The organism is Mycolicibacterium vulneris (assembly GCF_002104765.1).
GTDB classification, from domain to species: Bacteria; Actinomycetota; Actinomycetes; order Mycobacteriales; family Mycobacteriaceae; genus Mycobacterium; species Mycobacterium vulneris.
The window spans coordinates 113,344-131,108 of sequence record NZ_NCXM01000014.1; the positions used below are offsets into that span (position 1 = coordinate 113,344).

The following is a 17,765-nucleotide window of genomic DNA, read 5'->3' on the forward strand; positions in this document are numbered from 1 at the left end:
GTTTATGGTCCTTGATCCAGGCGATAGGGGGCGATGAGCGGGTTGGCCTTGGTGTACGGACTGGGCTGCTGCCCGATCGTGCGGCCCCACTGCAATTCCAGTTCGGTCAGGTTCCCCTCGAACCGGGTGCCGGTAAATAGCGCCGAATCAATCCGGCTCAGCGTCAGGTCAACAATAAGCGTGAGGTTGGCGTAGTCACCCCGGAGCCAATTGGTGAGCGGCTCTTTAACCCATGGAAACACCGAAAAAAAGCTCAGCGAGCGGGTCAGGGAGGGGCCAGCGTTAGCCAGCGATTCGAGCACCGGGCCAAGGTTCTTCAACTCCTGGACGAGCGCATCTTTAGTCTGATTGACGGAGTCGGCGGTCAGCGCGCTGAACTTGCCCAGCTGCTCGGCCGCGTCGGCCAGTTTTTCCCGCTCGTCTTTGAGCACCGCCAAGGCGTTCGGAAGGCTGCTTAGCAAGCGGTCAACCACGGGTTTCTGTTCGGCGAACTGTCCCGCGAGGTTATTCACGCTGTCGGTGGCTTTGATGATGTCGTCGGTTTGCTCGTTGAGATGGCCGATGAACTGGTCCAGTTGTCGGATCAGGCTCTTCAGATCTCGCTCACGTCCCGCAAACGCCGTGCTTAACGTCTTGGTGATGTCTTGAACCTGGCCGAGGCCACCACCGTTGAGGACGAGCGACAATGCTGCCAATGTCTGCTCGGTCGTCGGATAATCGCCCGCAGCCGAGAGGGGAATTAGCGAACCTTTTTGCAGCCTACCTTCGGCCGGGACATCGGTGGGCGCTGCCAGTTCGACCTCCAGCGAGCCCAAGAGGCTGGTCTGACCGATCTTGGCGGTAGCGTTAGCGGGGAGCTTCACGTTACCGTCGAGCCGCATGGTGATTAGTGCATGCCAGCCTTCACGTTCAATGTTAGTGACAGTGCCGACCGTCACATCGCCTACCTGGACGCGGGAGTTCGGCTGGACATTTACGACGTCGGGCATTTGCGCCTTCACCTCGTAGGAGCCAGGGCCGTTGCCTGCAGTGCCGGGGAGTGGTATGGAGTTCAGGCCTCGCCAGCCGCAGCCCGACAATCCGCTGCCGGCGAGCACCACCAGCAGGCCTGCGGTGACGCCCGCCCAGCGGGACCGCCTCATGACCTCGCTCCTGGCGGGACCATCATGCCGGGTAGCCCCTGGGCGGGATTCGTCGCCACCGCCTCGGCGGGCAACTGCGGGGCGGTGTGGGCCGGTGCTGGTTGTCCGTTCGGAGCCGCCGTATTTTCCGGCGCATCCGGAATTGGCGGCACGTAGTCCGGACGCAGCCGGTCCTCGCTGTAGGTAACCTCGTTCGGACGAGCGCTTTCACCGACGAACAGGTTCTCCCCCAGCGGTGGAAAGTTGTACTGACGGTTCTTTACGATCGGCGCCAAATACTGCACGCATAGCTTCGCGGCCTGCTGACTGTTCAGCCGCGACGCCGCCTGTACGGCTCCGCATAGGAAGGAGATGGGATCGGCGAAGTTGTTGAGCGCCAGCGCTCCGGTGATCGCCCCCTGCGTGGGTTGCCAAATGTTGGTGTAGTTCACCAGCGCCGTCGGCAAGACGTGCAGGGTCTGCTTGATGTCATCGAGGCTGTCGGTGACCGCCCTGGAAAGGGACGCCAGTTTGTCTGACGTAACGCCGATAGCCTCGCGGTTTTCTGCCACAAAACCCTGGACGTCCCCGACAGCGGTATTGAGGTCCCTGACCGCCGCGGCCACTTCATTGGGATCGTTAGCCAGCAATCCGGTCACAAATGCCAGGTTCCGATTCAGCTGGCTCATCGAATCCGAACTGCTTTGAAGGGCCGACACGATTGTCGCCAGACTCTTTACGGTACCGAAGATGTCGCGGCTGTGGTCCCCGAGCACCGAGAAGGCTTGCGATAATTTGATCACCGTGTCACGGATATCGGTACCCTCGCCGCGCAGGTTGTCCGCGGCTGTATTGATTAACGATCCCAGCGGAGCTACGCCGCCTGGTTGGGTCGGCTGCAGCGTCTGCGTGAGCTTGTCGAGCTGTGTGCGCAAGTCGTCCCATTCCACGGGGACGGCGGTGCGATTCTCTGGAATCACCGCGTTGTTGGGCATCGCTGGTCCCGCCGCGTAGGTGGGTGTCAGCTGAATAGCTCGCGAAGTGACCAGCGCCGGGGACACGATCACGGCCTTGACGTCGGCGGGCACCTTGTATTTGTGGTCGTACCAGAATGTGATCTTGACCCGTTGAGGTTGCGGTTCGATTTTCTCGATTTTCCCGACCGGCACACCCAGGATGAGCACCTCGTCGCCGGCAAACACACCGTTGCTATTAGCGAAATACCCGATGACATAGGTCCGGTCGATCTGACCGGAGGCGCGCTGAACGGTCACAAGCCCGCCAATGAGCAACAGAACCAGGACGACGCCCAGACCGGTCTTAGCCTTGCGCGGTGCCCTCACCGTCCTATCTCCTCTGGCGGCCCGACGGGCACGCGCGGTGGTCCGCCTGCTAGCCCTGCGTCGGGCGGTCGCGGGACCGGCGCAGAAGGCCGATCGGGCACGGGCTCATAACCAGCTGGCGGTCCGGGCGGCGGTCCCCCAGGGGGCGGCTGGGGCAACGGCGGCCGGTACGGATAGCGAGGGTCGCCAGGTCTGCCCGTGATCGCATCGGGCAGCGTCAGCTTCGGATCCCCACCCTGGCCGGTGCGCGGGTACGGAACCGGCAAAGCAGGCGTCCCAGGCTGGCCCAGCGGTGGGTCGGTGCGCTGCGAAGGCAGCAAGACGCTGGGATCCAGACCAAGATCGGAGAATGCGGCGTCGATGAATGGTTGCACGAACTGACCCGGAAGCAGGTTGACAACGTAGCCCTTGAAGAATGGGCCCGAGGCGACCGCCTCACCCAGCGACATCACGTAGGCGTTAAGCATTCGAATCGACTTCTGCACCCGCTCTTTGCGGTTGTCGACAATCGTCAGCACGCCGTTGAGCTTGTCGAGCGCCGGACGCAACTGGGCATGGTTCTGCGCGATGAACTCGGACAGCTGCTTTGACAGTGCTGAGATGTTGTAGGAGATCGAATCCAGTGCGTTGCTCTGGTTCTTCAGCTCGATCAGCAGGGCGTTGGTGTTGGCGATTAAGGTGGCTATCTGGGCGGCGCGGTCGGCCAGCACGCTCGTCACTTTATTGGTGTTGGCCAGCAAGTTGCGCAGCTGCCCGTCGCGCATGTTCAGGGTTTGTGAGAGCCGGGCGACGCCCCGAACTGCTGCCTTGAGATCTGGCGGGGTGTCGGAGAACGTCTGCGCCAGCGTTGCCAACGAATCGGACAACTGATTGGTGTTCAAACCGCTGATTGTGTTCGCCAGATCACCAAGCGCGTCAGGCAGCTGATAGGCCGGGGTTGTCCGATCGAGGGGAATCGGTTCTGACAGCTGGCCGTCGCCGCGGGGGGTGACCTCAAAGACCTTGGTGCCCAGTACGCTTTTGGTCTTGACCGCCGCCTCGGTCCGGTCTCCGAGCCGGATGTCCTTCGCAACGGTGAACTGCACCAGCACCCGTTGTCCGTCAAGGTCGATGCGGGATACCTGACCCACCCGGGCACCGAAGACTTGTACGGCGGCCCCCGTCTTGAGGCCGCCGGCCTCGGCAAGGTACGCCGCATAATGGCTGCCGCCGGACAGGAACGGCAGCTTGTCGTACTCGGTTGCCGCCAGCACCGCCCCGGCCGTCACGGCGCAGCCGACGATACCAATGATGAACGAGTTACGTTCGGCGAAGGATTTCATTTCGGCGTGCACCTTCCCGAGGACTGGCCAGCCAGCTTGATGTAGACGGGTTGGCCACCTTTCCCGTTGACCTTGAGCAACAGATCGCACAGATAGAATGAGAAGTAGTCGCCGTAGAGCCCCTGCCTGTCCAAGGCCTGGTAGGCGTCGGGGAGCGTGTTGAGAAGGTCGTCGAAGTAATCGTGATCAGCGAGGACGATCCCGCTGACTCGGTCGGTCTGATGGATGGTGTCCTGCAGGGCCGGGCGAGCCTGATGGAGCAGATCGGCGATCGACCCAGATGCGGCGTTGATGTGGGCCACGCCGTTGCTGATATCTGATTTGCGATCCGCGAGCCCCTGCATGAGCTCTTTCAACGAATCGACTGCCTTAGCGAACTGGTCGCGCTGATCGCCGAGGGAGGCTAGCACGGTGTTGAGGTTGGTTATCACGTGTCCGATCAGTTCGTCGCGGTCGGCAAGGGTGCTGGTCAGCGTGGCAGTCTGCGCCAGAAATGAGCTGACAGTCGCGCCCTGACCCTGGAAAGTCGAGATCAACTGGCCGGTGAGCGCATTGACCTGTGCGGGGTCCAGCGCTTCGAACAACGGGTGAAAGCCCCCGATCAGCGCGTCGAGATCCAGCGCCGGAGCGGTCCTCGCCAGCGGGATAGTCTGCCCGGGTTTGAGTTGTTTGACTCCGCCAGCACCCTCTTCAAGGGCCAGGAAGCGGTCGCCGACCAAATTGCTCCAACGGATCACCGCTTTTGTGCCCTCGGTCAACACCACCGACTGATCGGCGGAGAACTCGACCACTGCGAACGCGTCTTGCTTGATTGAAATCTTTTTGACCTTGCCGACCTCGACGCCGGCGATGCGCACAAAGTCGCCGCTTTTCAAGCCAGCCACGTTGGTGAACTCGGCATGATAGGTCTCGTCCTTCTCGAATCGCAGCTGCGCGAACACCGCGAACAGCGCGAATAGGCTCAGCAGACAGACGGTCACAAAGATGGCGAGCCGCCAGATGGCGCTGCCGAGGTTGTCTCTCATGGCTGTGTTCCCGAGATGTCTGACGGACTGTGTTGCGGCCCGGGCGGCAGCGGATGGAGCGGCGTCCCATCCGGTCCGTATTGCGCTGCGCCGTACGGTGGCGCGCCGGAATACGGAATCGGCCCTGGTGCCGGACCTGGGATGCACTGGCGGATGCTGGGCGGCTGCGGCACGGCGCGCGTCACCGGGAAATAGTCGGCGTAACAGGGATGCCCGATGCCGGGATTGGGCCGGATGTCGAGTCCGGTACCCCAACCAGTGTCGGTAATTAGTTGACGGACCGGATAGTTTTTGCTGGGGTCGGGCAGTGACCCGCAACTCGGCTTGCCGCCGGGTCCGCCTTTTGCGGCCACAATTGGCAGGTTTTGCGGGTACTGGTATGGGTCGTCGCCGAGCAGCAAGGCGGCATCCACAATCATCGAGTAACCATTGGAACCACCCAGCGCGTCCCGGCCACCGTTGTCGACATACCAGGTGGCGCCGAGAAGCATGCAGGTGTACTCGGGGTTGTACTTCATCAGTAGGTTTGTCGTTGGCTCAAGCAAGTTGATTCCACGGACGAAGTTGCTCTGGTTGGGCGCGATGAGATCGGTACCGGACTGCGACAGACCAATCGCATTCAGCAGCAAGGCGTCGAGTGCCGATGTATGGCTTGTGATGGTCGCGCTCGTGGTACTCACGGCCGCGAGCGTCCTCAGGATGTCTTGTCCGGCGGCGCTGTAGGCGTCGCTGAAACCGCTCAGCGATCGGAGGTCTTGCTGCACGGTGCCCATGCGCGGATTCAGCGCCAGCAGCACCTGATTGGCGTCGGTGATGGCCTGCCCGATGGTCTGGCCCTCACCGCGCAGACCGATTGCCAACGCGGTCAGAGTCGCGTTGAGCTTGGCGGGGTCGATCTGTTTGAGCACCAGGGCGAGGTTCTGGAAAACGGTGTTGACCTCGGTGCTGACATTGCGGGATCGCAGCAGCGCTCCTGCGGCTATGTGCTTGGTGCTGGGATTCTCGGGGTAGACCAGATCGACGTACTTGGAGCCAAACAACGTTGAGGCTTTGATCTGGGCTTCGATATTTGCCGGAATATTTCTGACCTGATCGGGGTCGATCTCTAACTGCAGACTGACTGGTTCGGTGCCGCCGGATACCGAGGCGACGCGGCCTACTTGTACGCCACGCAGCATCACCTTGCTGCCGGTCTCCATGACAAGGCCGGAGCGATCAGACGTCAAGGTCAGCGGAATGAACGAACGAAATGTCCCGTTGAACAGCGCGGACGCCAAGATGATCAGCGCAACAATGATTCCACAAGAGATGGTCGCCCAGCGCCCTAGGTAAGCATCGTCTGCTGAAGACGAAGATTTCATTCCGATATCCCTTACCGATGTCAGGCAGAATCAGGACTATCCGCCCGAGAAGTGGAAGTTGCCGGTCTTCCCGTAGATGGCAAGCGAGGAGAATAGAATTACTAACACCGCGGAGACCATTGAGCTACGCACCGCTCTACCCACGGCTTCACCCACCCCGGCGGGCCCACCCGAAGCGGTATAGCCGTAGTAGGTATGCACCAGCATCACCACGAGGCCCATCAGGACTGCTTGCAGAAGAGACCAGATGATGTCGGTGGGCTGCAGAAATGTCGAAAAATAGTGATCGTAGACGCCCGTCGGTTGACCGTACACGGACGTTGTCGCGAACCGGGCGGCATAAAAGGACATCCATAGCCCTATGCAATACAGCGGAATCACCACAAGCACTCCGGCGATTACCCGGGTGGAAGCCAAATAAGCAATCGAGCGGATGCCCATCACCTCAAGGGCGTCGATTTCCTCGTTAATCCGCATTGCACCCAGTTGTGCGGTGGTACCGGCTCCGATGGTGGCCGACAAGCCAATTACCGCGGTCAGCGGCGTGACGATGCGGCCATTTACGTACGCGGAAACGAAACCAGTCAACGCCTCCACACCGATACCGCTTAATGAGCTGTAGCCCTGGATCGTGACGAGGGAACCCCCCGATAGCGTCAGAAAGCCGACGATCCCCACGGTGCCGCCGATCACCGCCAGCGCGCCGGCGCCTAAGCCCATCTCGGCGACAATGCGCAATGTCTCGTGCTGGTAGGAGGACAAGGCGTCCCGGACCGCGCCCAGAGTTCTTGTGTAAAAACGCGCTTGCGCGCCGACCCGCCGCCAGCCGGCAGCGCAGCCATCCAGCGTGTAGATCAGTCGCGGAAATAGCTGACTTGCAACGGTGCGGCTACTCATGGTGTCGCCTTCACGCCCACCGCGGTCACGATGACGTCGATGAAGAACAGCGCCATGAAGGAAAAGACCACCGTTTCGTTCACCGCATTACCGACGGCGGCCGCCCCCCTGCCCACCGAGATGCCCTTGTAACACGCGATCAGACTGGCGGTCAGCCCGAACAGCCCGGCCTTGACTAGCGCGATGACCAACTCCCGCGCGCCGGTCAACAGCGTCAACCCGGCGGCGAAGGACCCAGGTGTAACGTGCTGGACAAAGACGGAGAACGCGAACCCACCAACGAGGCCGGTTACGATTACCACGCCGGATAACAGCAACGAGATGAAGGTGGCCGCCAGCACCCGCGGCACGACCAGCGACCCGACCGGGTTGATGCCGAGGACGCGCAGCGCGTCGAGTTCCTCACGAATAGTGCGTGCGCCCAGGTCGGCACACATCGCCGTCGCGCCGGCACCGGCAACCACCAGCACAGTGACAAGCGGGCCAATCTGTGTGACCGTAGCCAGCGCTGCGCCGCTGCCAGAAAAGTCTCCGGCACCGAACTCGATCAACAGGATATTTATCGTGAACACCGTGAGCACGGTGAAAGGAATCGACAACATCATCGTCGGCGCTATCGATACCCTGGCAACGAACCAGCTTTGCAGGAGGAACTCGCGCCCAGCAAACGGGCGCCGCGGTACCTGCAACAACGTGTCAAGCGACAGGGCGAAAAAATCTCCCACGGAGCGGACGGGTTTGGCGAAGGTATTCGGCGAGATCAACACCGGCCTCCGTTCACATCACACGCCATAGTCATACCTGTACCGACGGGCGGCCATAGCGGATCTCGTCCGTCCTCTCACATGTCACCTTTTTAATTGGTCTTGGGAGGAACAACCGGAGCGGATTCGCTGTAGTCCGCTCCAGGAGCCCGCCGACTACGGATTGAGCTTTAACCGGCTGACATCCCCAAGGCTCAACCGCCATACTTGTCGTAGACCGCCGATGCTTGAACCTGGCCGCAAGGCCCCCAAGGCAACTGTTTCAACCGACTCGCCTCGCCCGCCCATGAGCGACTCATTCCAACCCGCAAACCGCGTACCAATCTGACTCCAACGGCCACGCTAGAACTTCGCGGTCTAGTGAAGCCGACGAGCTGGAATGCTTGGGGCTGACAGCAGCGTCTTCATGCCGCCGACCGACAGCCTCTGCAGTGAGCTTGGGACCACGAGAACCCCCTCCCCGATTTCGTAGACTCTGGTAACGGAACTTTATTTTCATAACAAAACTTTGTCAACACTCAGTCAGGCGGTGGAACGGTCCTCGATCAGTCTGGCGGGCTTGCCCCGTTTCAAACACTTCGTCGAAGCAAGGTGCTGGGCGCTCACGTTTGGTGTGCGGCGCCGGTCCAATTCCAATGGCGCACTGGCGAAGTCGCGTATTCTGCGCACCGTGCCGGCGAGCCAGGCGGTGCTGTCGACGTACGCGGACTACCACTCGAACGCATAGAGATCCTCGGTGACGCCGACTGCGACATGGTGTTCGTCAACCTTTACGAACCCCTGGGCGCGCCGATGACTATCGTGCGGAAGACGGTTCTTTGAGCAGCTGGCCACCGACTGCGGTATTGCGGTACGGGCGCATACGTTAACGGCGGCCACGTACTGAGTACGCGCCGGTGCGTATTCTCTTACAACGGCTTTGGATCAAGCCGCGTTCGGCTCGTCCGCTACTTGCCTGCATGCGCGAGACGTATACAAGCGGCGAGCCGTGGAGGCCGTCGCTACCCGTGAGCGCCGGTGTCGCGCCTGCTGATCGGCAGCGACGCCGGCCGGGTCGCGACCTACGCTGACTGGTTGGAATCGCTGACTCTCACATCGATGCCGCGTGGCGGCCAGGTGAGTGCGACGGGTCGCTGTGGCTGTTAACCGGGGATTTGGACAGCGACCGGACCGCGGCGTGGCGTGGCGTGGCGTTGCGTGCCAGGCTCCGGGCTGTCCCACGGCGCGGGGCTTTAACGGCCGCTGTTCGCGTTGTCGGCGGGGCGCTGGCGGTGGCCGGTGTCTGCCGAGGTGGAGTTCGACCGCGCTCCCCGGCGTCGGCCGGACCCGCCCGGTTGCCCGCAGCGGCTGCACGGTGCCCGACTGCGCGAGCGAGTTGCATTGGCGTGGCCTGTGTTTCTGGCACGGGCGGGCCCGGAGCAAGGCCGGCGACGGGCTGCTGGAGGAGTTCATCGCGCAGGCCTGGGCCACTGACCCGTACCGAGCCGTGTCTGGTCGCCGGTTGCGGTCGCGAACGGTCACCTAGCGAGGGCTGTGCCGGTTCAGGCAATCGGCTGCAGCGGCAACGAAACCTCGCCTCAATGCCCCGCAGGAGCTGGCCGCACGTGTCGTCGTCGACGAGAGGCCGCGGATCGCGGCTCAACAGTCCTCCTTGGTTGGCCTGCCGGAACTGGTGCGCTTTGAGCTGCTCTACGCGCTGCAACGCCGCGATGAGGCTCCACCTCCGCAGGACCCGCTAAGGTTGGGATCCTCGTCAGCCGCCTGGGGGGCCAGCTCGGTCCGCCGCGCCGACCCCGAAAGGGTGTTTGAAAGCGTTGGCGCGCAATACAGCTCGGCTATCAAGGGCGTGTTCCGTTACCTGCGCCGTTACTTGGAACGAGGCTAACCCCGTTACACCGACGCCGACGCATATGCCAGCGACGTGTGGCGGGTGCACCTGGTGGACCTGCAGTCCAACGGCTCGCGCCGCTGGCCGGCTACTGAGCGGACCGTCAAACTCGGCCCGATCGAGCCGCACTGGTTGCGCGATTGCTCAAGGATTGGGACCGTAACGCCCGCTCGACAAGAGTTCAAGAATTGAGCTGCGATATAATCTTTTTTAAATGTTGGGTCGGCAGCGACGGCTGCTTCATTCCTGAAAGGCTTCGCCATTGGCGTCCAGGGCAGGTACCGAGGCCCGTATCTTCGACGGTGCCCTGAAGGCGATCGCTCGGCAAGGCCCGAAGAAGCTAGCGATGAGCGATATCGCGCACGAGGCCAACGTATCGACTGGGACGTTATACCGATATTTTAAGAATAAGGACGAACTCCTTCGGTCGTTGGGCGACCATTTCGTCACGCGGCTACAGACGGTCCTAGAAGCCGCGATCGAGGCGAACCCGCGGCCAGCTGACCGCTTGCTGATAGTCATTGACGTCATGCTGCGATTTTGGTTGGAGAACCCCGCCACATTACAAATCGGTCAGCTGGAACCGGGGTTCGTTGTGGACTACATCAAGCGAGTTGCACCTCAGCTCTCCGGTGTCCTAAGCGATGCGTTGGAGCCTGCACTGGTCGACAGCCCCGCCGTACTTAATGGGTCGGCCGAACTGGAAGAGATTGCGGACTTAATCGTGCGGATGGCGTTTTCGCACTACTTCATGCCTTCGCGCGACTATAGGAGGTTCCGCGACCTTCTCGTCATGCTCGGTGAGTCAGGTGGACTTAAACCCAGAAAGTCGCGCTTCCGTTCGCAGCGAAGAGCCGTGGGCTGACATCTCAGTCTAATCTGGCGCCAACGACGTTGCGCAGTACCCCGACTCCCTGGACTTCCGCTTCAACGACGTCGCCCTCACGAAGGAATCGGCCGTCCTCGAACCCCACCCCGTGGGTGGTGCCAGTAAACACGATATCGCCGGCGGTGAGCGGCATCCTTTCGATGATGTACTCAAGGCACTCGTCGATGCTGAAGATCATCTTTCCGGTGCGGTCATGCTGGCGCTGTTCACCATTGACACGTAACGATATAGCGACATCGATCTGGCCTGACCCGCCGAACTCGTCCTTGGTGGTGATCCACGGTCCCACCGGCGTCGTCCCTCCGAGTGCCTTGATGGAAAACAGGTCCAGCCCACCACTTAGAGGCGTGGCCGCGTCACGGGCACTGACATCGTTGCCGACTGTGTAGCCAAGCACCGCGCTAGTGGGCTGCTCGCCGACGCGACTCATCGACTTCGCCATCACCGCAACGAGTTCGACCTCGAAGTCCAGTTGCTGCGTGATCGAAGGATTCGCCAGGACGTCTTCGTGGGCGATGATCGCCACTTGGGGTTTGAGGAACCCCAAGGTGGTCTTCGGACGCTCGGTGACACCCAGCTTCTCCAGGTGCGACCAGTAGTTCATGCCGACTCCGATAATCGTAGATGTAGGGGTGATCGGTGGTCGCCAGCGAACGTCGGTCATCGCCAACGAAGGACCGACCTTCTCGAAATGCGCCGTCCCTTCGGCAGCCGCTGAACCCCACTGCTCGATACCACCCCGAATCGGCTGTACGGTACCGGCGTCGACGTCTACCAGACCCCAGATGTCGGCGCCTCCTCGATGAATCCGTGCGATCTTCAGCGTCCTATCCCTTCGGTCGCGGCGGCTGACGCCACCTCGAGCCGTACCTTAACGCCCACACTCGACGAGATCGCGCGATCGAGGAAGCGGGGCCGGGCCTGGTACACCAACCCGAAGTCGCGGCGGGTGAATTCACCCGCCGCGGTGATGACCGGCTGCTGCGAGCCACCAAACGTGGAGCGCTGCAGCCGGATCCGCATCGGCACTTCCCGCGTAGCACCCAGCAATTCCAGATCTCCATGTAGTAGGAATTCGCCGGGAGACTCCCCGAGATCCAACCGCTGGGATCGGTAGGTCGCCGTGGGCCGGCGGGATACGTCGAGTAGGTGCGCCGACCGGATCGCCTTGTCCCGGCCCTTGCTTCCGGTGTTGACCGAGCCGAGGTCGATCGTCGCGTCAACCGCCGAATCGAGCGGATCTTCGGCCATGACGATCCGGCCTGACACGCTGAGCGTGCCATGCACGGTGTGCACCCCTAGGTGGCCGACCGAGAACGTGAGACCGGACTGCGCTGGATCGATTGCCCAGATGCCAGGCAGATAACCGGGCATCTCGTCTGTTGCAGAAGACAATTCACACCTTTAACGTCAGAGTGCCGGCCATGCGGGTCGACACTCAACCAACATCTCGATAGGTAGTCGGCTTTACTGAGGACTGGATACGGGTAAACCGATCTACAAATAGACGGCCAGGTTCTGCACACCCAGCGTGGCCTGGTCGAAATAGACCGTCCGCGCTGCGAGCTTCCACTCGTCACCCGTTCGGATGGTGTCGACCCGGCGAGCCGGCAGGAACTCCAATGCCGGCTCGTCATAGCGGGACCGAATGAGCACGACGGAGCTGAAGACCTCGTATTCGTCGGCCTTGTCGGTCTCGTATGACCGCACCTTGTGCACGATCCGCTGCGTCCGGGACAGCGGATTCTCCGACCAGGCGCTGTCGGTCTGGGTCAACCGCATCAGCTTCAACATCAGGGTCATGATGTTCTCGTTGAAGTGATACATCTCCGCCTCGAACACCCCCTTGGTCCGGTGATCGCGCGTGGTCCGCACCGGTGCCCGGTAGATGACGTCGGGCGCGAGCAGCGCCAGCCAACCGGTCAGGTCGTCCTCGTCGAGCAGCGTCGACTCGTCTTCTAGCCACGCGACGATCTCGAAGTGCCGCGGGTCGGTGACCTTGATCCGCGTGCCCTTAGGCCTCGGGTAGTCAACGGTGCCCATTGGTGCCCGTGCGGCGGGCACCACCTCTTCTCGAGTTGCTTCCGTGGTCACCACGCTCTCCCTTCCATGAACTCGCTGTAGCGCAGCCAGAAATTCCACTGCGTGTCATCCTTCGGGAACCCGGCGTAGACCTGCGCAGGACCCGGCCAATCACTGGGCTTGTTCTCGCCAGTGATCGCCTGGTAGCGCAGCTTCTGCTGCGCTCCAAGCGCCCCCTTGGAGGCATAAGTCTGCATGGGCCACGTGTCAGTGTCGTCGGCCTCGACGAAACCGCTAATGCCAAAGGTGGCCGCCGTCATCAGGTTCACGGTGTCGCGGAGCTCCTCAGGCGCGTCGCGTTCGACCAGGCTCCAATGGAACAGCTCGAAGTGTTCCGGTCCCCTGGGCACCCAGACCCGCCAGCTGAGGAAGGCCGACGGGGTGCCGTCGGGGAATTGGAACGGCATGCAGAGCGCAGCCGTGTTCGGCCACAGCTGACCGACCTGCGGGGTGTACCCCGCAAGGATCTTCAGTTGCCCATCGTCGAATCGATCTGGCAGCCCCTTCACCATCTCCGGTGACATTCCCGGCGGGGGAACCAGGTGCAGCCGCTCCAGCGGCGACATGTCCGCAAGATTCTTGCCCTTGAGGGCATTGACGTAGTGCTCGTTGGTCAGATCGAAGCACCGCACGAAATGGCCGTTGTGGCTGGCGCTGACGCCGGCCATTGCCGGCTCCTGTGACTCGCCCTCGGTGGAGAGCAGTTGCAGTTCCTGCATCGAACGGTGCAGCGACAGCGTGTGGAAGATGTCTCCGGCGAACTGCTCGGCGGCGCTCTTCCAGTTCGCCTTGATGATGAACCGCTGCGGGTGGCCGAGCACCGTCATGCCACCGGCCGTGCGGTCAAACATCAGGTCCCAGTACCAGGTCATCGGGCCGAGGTACTCGCGCAGAGTCGGGGCGTTCTCGTCGAAGGTGACGAAGATCATGCCGCAGTAGGTCTCTGCCCGCCCCTTGGTCAGACCTAGCTCAGACTTGGGCCGCAACAGACCGTGCATGTCCTCCCGAGCGATGGGCGCGCCGACGAAGCTGCCGTCGGATTTGTAAACCCAACCGTGGTAGGCACATTGGAATGTCTTGGCGTTGCCGGCCTCGAACCGGCACACCTTGGCGGCCCGGTGTGCGCACACGTTGAGCGCCACCGTGAAGGTGTTATCCGCCGCCCGGCTGACGATTACCTGGTCTTCGCCCACATACCGCAGTACGTAGTCGTCGACATTTGGGACTTCGTCCTCGTGCGCCACCACCGTCCACGCCTTGGCGAACAGGTGTTTCAGCTCCAGCTGGTAAAGCTCGGGGTCGGTCAGAACCCGAAGCGATACCTCCCGGAAGTCTTTATCGATCAGCTCCGACAGCGGGGTCCCGTCTGAAAGAACAGGTCCCGTCGGAGCGTGTTTCACCTCATCTATAGTCATTTTTGCTCCTATTCCTTAGTTATTGCCACTGGCGGGCGCAGCGTCGAACACCGAGGGATCCGGTGGTTTGGTGTTCACCCGAGGCACGTGCAGGCCGCCGTCGACCGGGATGGTGGCCCCGGTGATGAAGCGGGCTTCCTCGCTGGCCAGGAAAGCCACCACGGGGGCGATGTCGTCTTCTGGATCGCCCATGCGTCCCATCGGAATCATCGTTGGAATCGCCGCACCCAGTTCTGGGTTGTTGGCCACCATCTTTTCGAAGGCGGCCGATGCGGCTATCGGAGCGATGGCGTTGACACAGATGTTGTGCCGGGCCCATTGGAACCCGGCGGTACGTGTCAGCGCCTGCACGCCGCCTTTGGCGGTGTTGTAATCACCGTGCACCCAGTGGCCGTCGTCGGCGTCGATCGAATAGAAGTTGATGATGCGGCCTCCGCCGCGGTCCTTCATCAGTGGGAACGCGGTCTGCATGCCCCACCAGACACTCCACAGCCCGACTTTCATCGTCTGCTCGAGCATTTCGTCCGTCTTGCACTCCAACGGAACGTCCGGCGTCAGCGCGATGGCGTTGTTCACCAGAATGTCCAAGCCGCCGAAGGACTCCCGGGCGGCAGCGATGGCGTCCTCGATATCGGTCTTCCGAGACACATCGGTCTGTACGAACAACCCTTCGCCACCGAGCTCACCGAGGTCCCCGACCACCTGCTTGCCCGCATCCGAATCGAGTTCGGCGACCACGACTTTGGCGCCCTCGCGGGCGAACCGGCGAGCGATACCGCAGCCGATGCCCTTGCCGGCTCCCGTGACGACGGCGACCTTACCGTCCAACCGGCCCATTATGCGGTGCTCTCGGACGCGGCTTTGGCTTCGACGATTTGACGGACCCGCGCGCGGAAGTCGGGGTCGTGGGTGTGGCTGAAGTTCACGTTTCCGGTCTCGCCGTCGAATTCGTGCAAACCGGTGAGATCGCGGTCGCGATCGGCGAAGTCCGCAGCGTAGCCATTCTCGCGAACCGCCACGATCTCCCACCAGTTGCCATCAGGATCGGTGAAGTAAAAGGATGTGTCGCCGTGCATGTGACGGGGCTCGGTGATCTGCTTGATTCCCCACTGGTCTTTGATCTCGAGCAGCTTTTCGTGCGCGGCGTGGACTTCTTCCACGCTGCCGACGTCGAGCCCGTTGTGGGCCAGCATGCTCATCGTGCTCGCCTTGCCGGTCTCCACCACGGCGTAGGCGTGGTTGGTCCCGAGCCGGATCATCATCGACCTGCTGCTCGGCTGAATCACCTCCAGGCCGAGCACTTCCTCATAGAAGCGGCGCGCCCTGGCCAGATCCATGGTCTCGAGGGTGCCGTGACCCAGGCGCTGGAGCTTCAGGACAGGTTCACCGGTGAACTTGTCTGTGATTGCGGGCATCAGGAGCGTCCTTCTCGTGGTTGGGAATATCGGTCCGGTCACACCGGGGTCTGGGGGCTGGGTTGTATTGCTTGCACTGCGGCCGCGATTTGGGCCGAATCCATGTATTCGTCGATCCGCCGAATCTGGCCGTGAACCACGGAGATCCGCTGAATGGCGGGGATGGAGGCCGGCTGGCCTCCGGGCAGCGTGAGGTGGACCACGTGGCGTTGAACGCAGGCGTCGTCGACCAAGTCGCGACCTGCAATCTCGTACCGGGGCGCAAGCGCCGCCAGCCCGGCCAATGCCGCAAGCGCCTGCCTGGCGGGCTGTCCGACCTGGTCGTAGTTGTGCCAAATCACCGCGTCGTCCGTGAACAGCGCGTCGAGATTGGCGGTGTCGCCAGTCGTCAGCGCGGCGACAAACCGTTCGACGGTGGCCAACACATCATGCTGGTTCTCAGCCATGGGACTCGCTTCCGTTGTCCTGCCCGTCACGGCCATACCTCGGGAGTGAAGATGGGCCGCGCGATCCGCGACGAGATGCGCCAGCCCTCTGAGGTTTTGGCGTACGTGTCGTGAAACTCGATGACTCGTCCGTTGTCAGTGGCGTAGACCACCGGGCCGCCGTCCTTCGCGAGCGGACCGTGATAAACCATGGCGCAGACCACCGCCGCCGCGGAGTCATCGTCGGCCTTGGTCAAATAAAAGTTCGTCAACAAGTGACGAGTGGTCACCTTCGGCCGATCACGCATCCCCTGGCGCATCTCCTCATGGCCGTGATGGACGATTCCGGCTCGGTCAAACACGGCGTCTGAGGTGAAAAGCCCGATCATTGAATCGAATTCACCATTGTCCATGAAGTAGGCGAAAGCGTTGTTCAGGCGGCAGAGCTCCCAGTGGACTGTCACGGCCTGTGGCGTCATCGCGTCTGTTGTCATCGTGTCGGCTGTCCCACCGCTAGGCCAAGGCGGCCGGCGGGACGCCCTCTCCGACGAGCAGCGCCCCGACGATCGTGTAGATCTCCCCACTGGCGGCGGCGTGTTGCGCCGCTGTCCGCACGTCGCGAAGTCGTCGCTGCAACATCGACCTGTTGTACATGGCGTTGCTGCCTGCCAGTCCGAACGCCTCATTGACGATCTCGACACACTCGGTGTGGGCCCGTGCCACCATTGCGCGCTGGCGTGTGGCCTGCAGCGGCGAGATGGGTTCACCTGCCGACGCCGCGTCCCACATCAGCCGGACCTCTTTCTCGGCCAGTGCACGAACCGAAGCCAACCGGATGTCGAGTTGCCCTAGCCGGTACTGGAATACGGGGTCTTCAGCCAGCCGCATCGTAGGGTTGAACGCGGGTCGTTTCGTCTTGGCCAACTGACGAAGGTCGCTCAGAGCGCCCTCGGCGATTCCCACGACCACCGCGACATGGGTCGGGCCGAGCGCCAACCGGATGGGCAGCCGGAACAGCGTGGTGTCGACGGTGGCCGGGCCAAAGAAGTTACCGATATGCTCATCGGGAACGAAGACATCCTTGAACACAAAGTCATTGCTGCTCGTCCCGCGCAATCCAACAGAATCCCATGTCTGAACGAAATCAGCCTGCTCTGCAGGCACCATCGCGAGCACCATCTCGGGCACACCCGCGTCGGTCATGACCGGCGCGCCCTGCTGCAGCACGATGCAGCTGCCCATCATCCACTGGTGCTCATAACTACCGCTGGCAAGGGGCCACTGACCGTTGACGAGATAGCCACCGTCGGAGCGGATCGCCACGCCTTTGGGCGCGAACGCCCCGCGGGCCATGGTGTCGGGTCCTTCTGGATAAATTTCCCCGTCGAGGACGTTCTGGGGAAAACGGCCAAACACCGGCGCGAAGTCAGCACCGATCATCACGGTCCACCCAGCCGAGGCGTCGGCCTTTGCCACCTCTTCGATGACAGCCATGCCCTCGAGGAGGGTCATCTCTTCGCCGCCGTACTGGCGAGGCACGAACATCCTGAAAGCCCCTGCGTCCGTGAGCCGTTGGATTAAATCGGCTGGGATCAGCTTGGCCGCCTCGATCTCATTCGCGCGCTGGGCGATCTCGGGGACGAGTGCCCGAACGGCATCGAGCACGGTGGTGGTGTCGGCCTCGAGGGCTGTCATGTGGGGTCCTCCAATTGACCAATGGTTGGGGCTGCGCCAGCCTGCATGTTTGAGTGTCGGCCTGCTTGAATGAAAAGTTCTATTTGAACAATACTTGTATTATGTGTTCATCATCACCGTGTG

The 17,765-nt window shown here is 62.0% G+C and carries 17 protein-coding genes; 1 reads left to right on the forward strand and 16 read right to left on the reverse strand.

Annotation, left to right across the window (positions count from 1 at the left end; all coding sequences use genetic code 11):
- Positions 1–2: 2 nt before the first annotated feature.
- The 7 genes from B8W69_RS15385 to B8W69_RS15415 are packed head-to-tail and all read right to left on the reverse strand — an operon-like array spanning position 3 to position 7,836.
- Positions 3–1,142, reverse strand: a complete 1,140-nt coding sequence (locus tag B8W69_RS15385) for an MCE family protein (RefSeq protein ID WP_085290639.1) — start codon at positions 1,140–1,142, stop codon at positions 3–5.
- The gene (locus tag B8W69_RS15390; protein ID WP_110881949.1) at positions 1,139–2,464 is read right to left on the reverse strand and encodes an MCE family protein; all 1,326 of its coding nucleotides are present in this window, start codon (positions 2,462–2,464) and stop codon (positions 1,139–1,141) included. The genes B8W69_RS15385 and B8W69_RS15390 overlap by 4 nt, the downstream gene beginning before the upstream one ends.
- Positions 2,461–3,786 (reverse strand): MCE family protein, encoded by a 1,326-nt coding sequence (locus B8W69_RS15395; protein WP_085290687.1) that lies wholly within the window; start codon positions 3,784–3,786, stop codon positions 2,461–2,463. The genes B8W69_RS15390 and B8W69_RS15395 overlap by 4 nt, the downstream gene beginning before the upstream one ends.
- Positions 3,783–4,811 carry a virulence factor Mce family protein gene (locus B8W69_RS15400; RefSeq protein ID WP_085290640.1) on the reverse strand — a complete coding sequence of 343 codons (1,029 nt, stop codon included), beginning with the start codon at positions 4,809–4,811 and terminating at the stop codon, positions 3,783–3,785. Before B8W69_RS15400 ends, B8W69_RS15395 begins: the two co-directional genes overlap by 4 nt.
- On the reverse strand, positions 4,808–6,172 hold the full coding sequence (locus B8W69_RS15405; RefSeq protein WP_085290641.1) for an MCE family protein: 1,365 nt from the start codon (positions 6,170–6,172) through the stop codon (positions 4,808–4,810). Before B8W69_RS15405 ends, B8W69_RS15400 begins: the two co-directional genes overlap by 4 nt.
- 36 nt (positions 6,173–6,208) lie before the next feature.
- Positions 6,209–7,069: an ABC transporter permease gene (locus B8W69_RS15410; RefSeq protein ID WP_085290642.1), complete on the reverse strand. Its 861-nt coding sequence runs from the start codon at positions 7,067–7,069 to the stop codon at positions 6,209–6,211.
- The gene (locus B8W69_RS15415; protein WP_085290643.1) at positions 7,066–7,836 is read right to left on the reverse strand and encodes an MlaE family ABC transporter permease; all 771 of its coding nucleotides are present in this window, start codon (positions 7,834–7,836) and stop codon (positions 7,066–7,068) included. Before B8W69_RS15415 ends, B8W69_RS15410 begins: the two co-directional genes overlap by 4 nt.
- Positions 7,837–9,983: 2,147 nt before the next feature.
- Here B8W69_RS15415 and B8W69_RS15425 point away from each other — a divergent pair.
- Positions 9,984–10,586, forward strand: a complete 603-nt coding sequence (locus B8W69_RS15425; protein WP_281255230.1) for a TetR/AcrR family transcriptional regulator — start codon at positions 9,984–9,986, stop codon at positions 10,584–10,586.
- Positions 10,587–10,590: 4 nt separating this feature from the next.
- Here the strand turns inward: B8W69_RS15425 and B8W69_RS15430 are convergent, their stop codons facing one another.
- The 9 genes from B8W69_RS15430 to B8W69_RS15470 form a co-directional block, all read right to left on the reverse strand.
- On the reverse strand, positions 10,591–11,274 hold the full coding sequence (locus B8W69_RS15430; RefSeq protein WP_245843262.1) for a fumarylacetoacetate hydrolase family protein: 684 nt from the start codon (positions 11,272–11,274) through the stop codon (positions 10,591–10,593).
- 155 nt (positions 11,275–11,429) lie between these two features.
- Positions 11,430–12,005 carry a YceI family protein gene (locus tag B8W69_RS15435; RefSeq protein WP_245843257.1) on the reverse strand — a complete coding sequence of 192 codons (576 nt, stop codon included), beginning with the start codon at positions 12,003–12,005 and terminating at the stop codon, positions 11,430–11,432.
- 102 nt (positions 12,006–12,107) lie between these two features.
- The gene (locus tag B8W69_RS15440; RefSeq protein ID WP_245843258.1) at positions 12,108–12,704 is read right to left on the reverse strand and encodes an aromatic-ring-hydroxylating dioxygenase subunit beta; all 597 of its coding nucleotides are present in this window, start codon (positions 12,702–12,704) and stop codon (positions 12,108–12,110) included.
- On the reverse strand, positions 12,701–14,107 hold the full coding sequence (locus B8W69_RS15445; RefSeq protein WP_245843259.1) for an aromatic ring-hydroxylating oxygenase subunit alpha: 1,407 nt from the start codon (positions 14,105–14,107) through the stop codon (positions 12,701–12,703). Before B8W69_RS15445 ends, B8W69_RS15440 begins: the two co-directional genes overlap by 4 nt.
- A 15-nt stretch (positions 14,108–14,122) precedes the next feature.
- Entirely contained in the window at positions 14,123–14,944 is an 822-nt protein-coding gene (locus B8W69_RS15450) for an SDR family NAD(P)-dependent oxidoreductase (protein WP_085290649.1), read from the reverse strand.
- The gene (locus B8W69_RS15455) at positions 14,944–15,522 is read right to left on the reverse strand and encodes a VOC family protein (protein WP_085290650.1); all 579 of its coding nucleotides are present in this window, start codon (positions 15,520–15,522) and stop codon (positions 14,944–14,946) included. The genes B8W69_RS15450 and B8W69_RS15455 overlap by 1 nt, the downstream gene beginning before the upstream one ends.
- A 38-nt stretch (positions 15,523–15,560) precedes the next feature.
- On the reverse strand, positions 15,561–15,968 hold the full coding sequence (locus tag B8W69_RS15460; protein WP_085290651.1) for a nuclear transport factor 2 family protein: 408 nt from the start codon (positions 15,966–15,968) through the stop codon (positions 15,561–15,563).
- A 26-nt stretch (positions 15,969–15,994) separates the two neighbouring features.
- Positions 15,995–16,441 (reverse strand): nuclear transport factor 2 family protein, encoded by a 447-nt coding sequence (locus B8W69_RS15465; protein WP_085290652.1) that lies wholly within the window; start codon positions 16,439–16,441, stop codon positions 15,995–15,997.
- A 19-nt stretch (positions 16,442–16,460) separates the two neighbouring features.
- Complete coding sequence (locus B8W69_RS15470) at positions 16,461–17,642, reverse strand: acyl-CoA dehydrogenase family protein (RefSeq protein ID WP_085290653.1); 1,182 nt, start codon at positions 17,640–17,642, stop codon at positions 16,461–16,463.
- Positions 17,643–17,765 lie beyond the last annotated feature (123 nt).

Bases quoted from the DNA above. Each gene is read 5' to 3' on its own strand.
- B8W69_RS15445 (WP_245843259.1), bottom strand. From the start codon at position 14,107: ATGACTATAGATGAGGTGAAACACGCTCCGACGGGACCTGTTCTTTCA.
- B8W69_RS15450 (WP_085290649.1), bottom strand. From the start codon at position 14,944: ATGGGCCGGTTGGACGGTAAGGTCGCCGTCGTCACGGGAGCCGGCAAG.
- B8W69_RS15400 (WP_085290640.1), bottom strand. From the start codon at position 4,811: ATGAGAGACAACCTCGGCAGCGCCATCTGGCGGCTCGCCATCTTTGTG.
- B8W69_RS15455 (WP_085290650.1), bottom strand. From the start codon at position 15,522: ATGCCCGCAATCACAGACAAGTTCACCGGTGAACCTGTCCTGAAGCTC.
- B8W69_RS15470 (WP_085290653.1), bottom strand. From the start codon at position 17,642: ATGACAGCCCTCGAGGCCGACACCACCACCGTGCTCGATGCCGTTCGG.
- B8W69_RS15385 (WP_085290639.1), bottom strand. From the start codon at position 1,142: ATGAGGCGGTCCCGCTGGGCGGGCGTCACCGCAGGCCTGCTGGTGGTG.
- B8W69_RS15395 (WP_085290687.1), bottom strand. From the start codon at position 3,786: ATGAAATCCTTCGCCGAACGTAACTCGTTCATCATTGGTATCGTCGGC.
- B8W69_RS15410 (WP_085290642.1), bottom strand. From the start codon at position 7,069: ATGAGTAGCCGCACCGTTGCAAGTCAGCTATTTCCGCGACTGATCTAC.
- B8W69_RS15465 (WP_085290652.1), bottom strand. From the start codon at position 16,441: ATGACAACAGACGCGATGACGCCACAGGCCGTGACAGTCCACTGGGAG.
- B8W69_RS15405 (WP_085290641.1), bottom strand. From the start codon at position 6,172: ATGAAATCTTCGTCTTCAGCAGACGATGCTTACCTAGGGCGCTGGGCG.
- B8W69_RS15430 (WP_245843262.1), bottom strand. From the start codon at position 11,274: ATGACCGACGTTCGCTGGCGACCACCGATCACCCCTACATCTACGATT.
- B8W69_RS15460 (WP_085290651.1), bottom strand. From the start codon at position 15,968: ATGGCTGAGAACCAGCATGATGTGTTGGCCACCGTCGAACGGTTTGTC.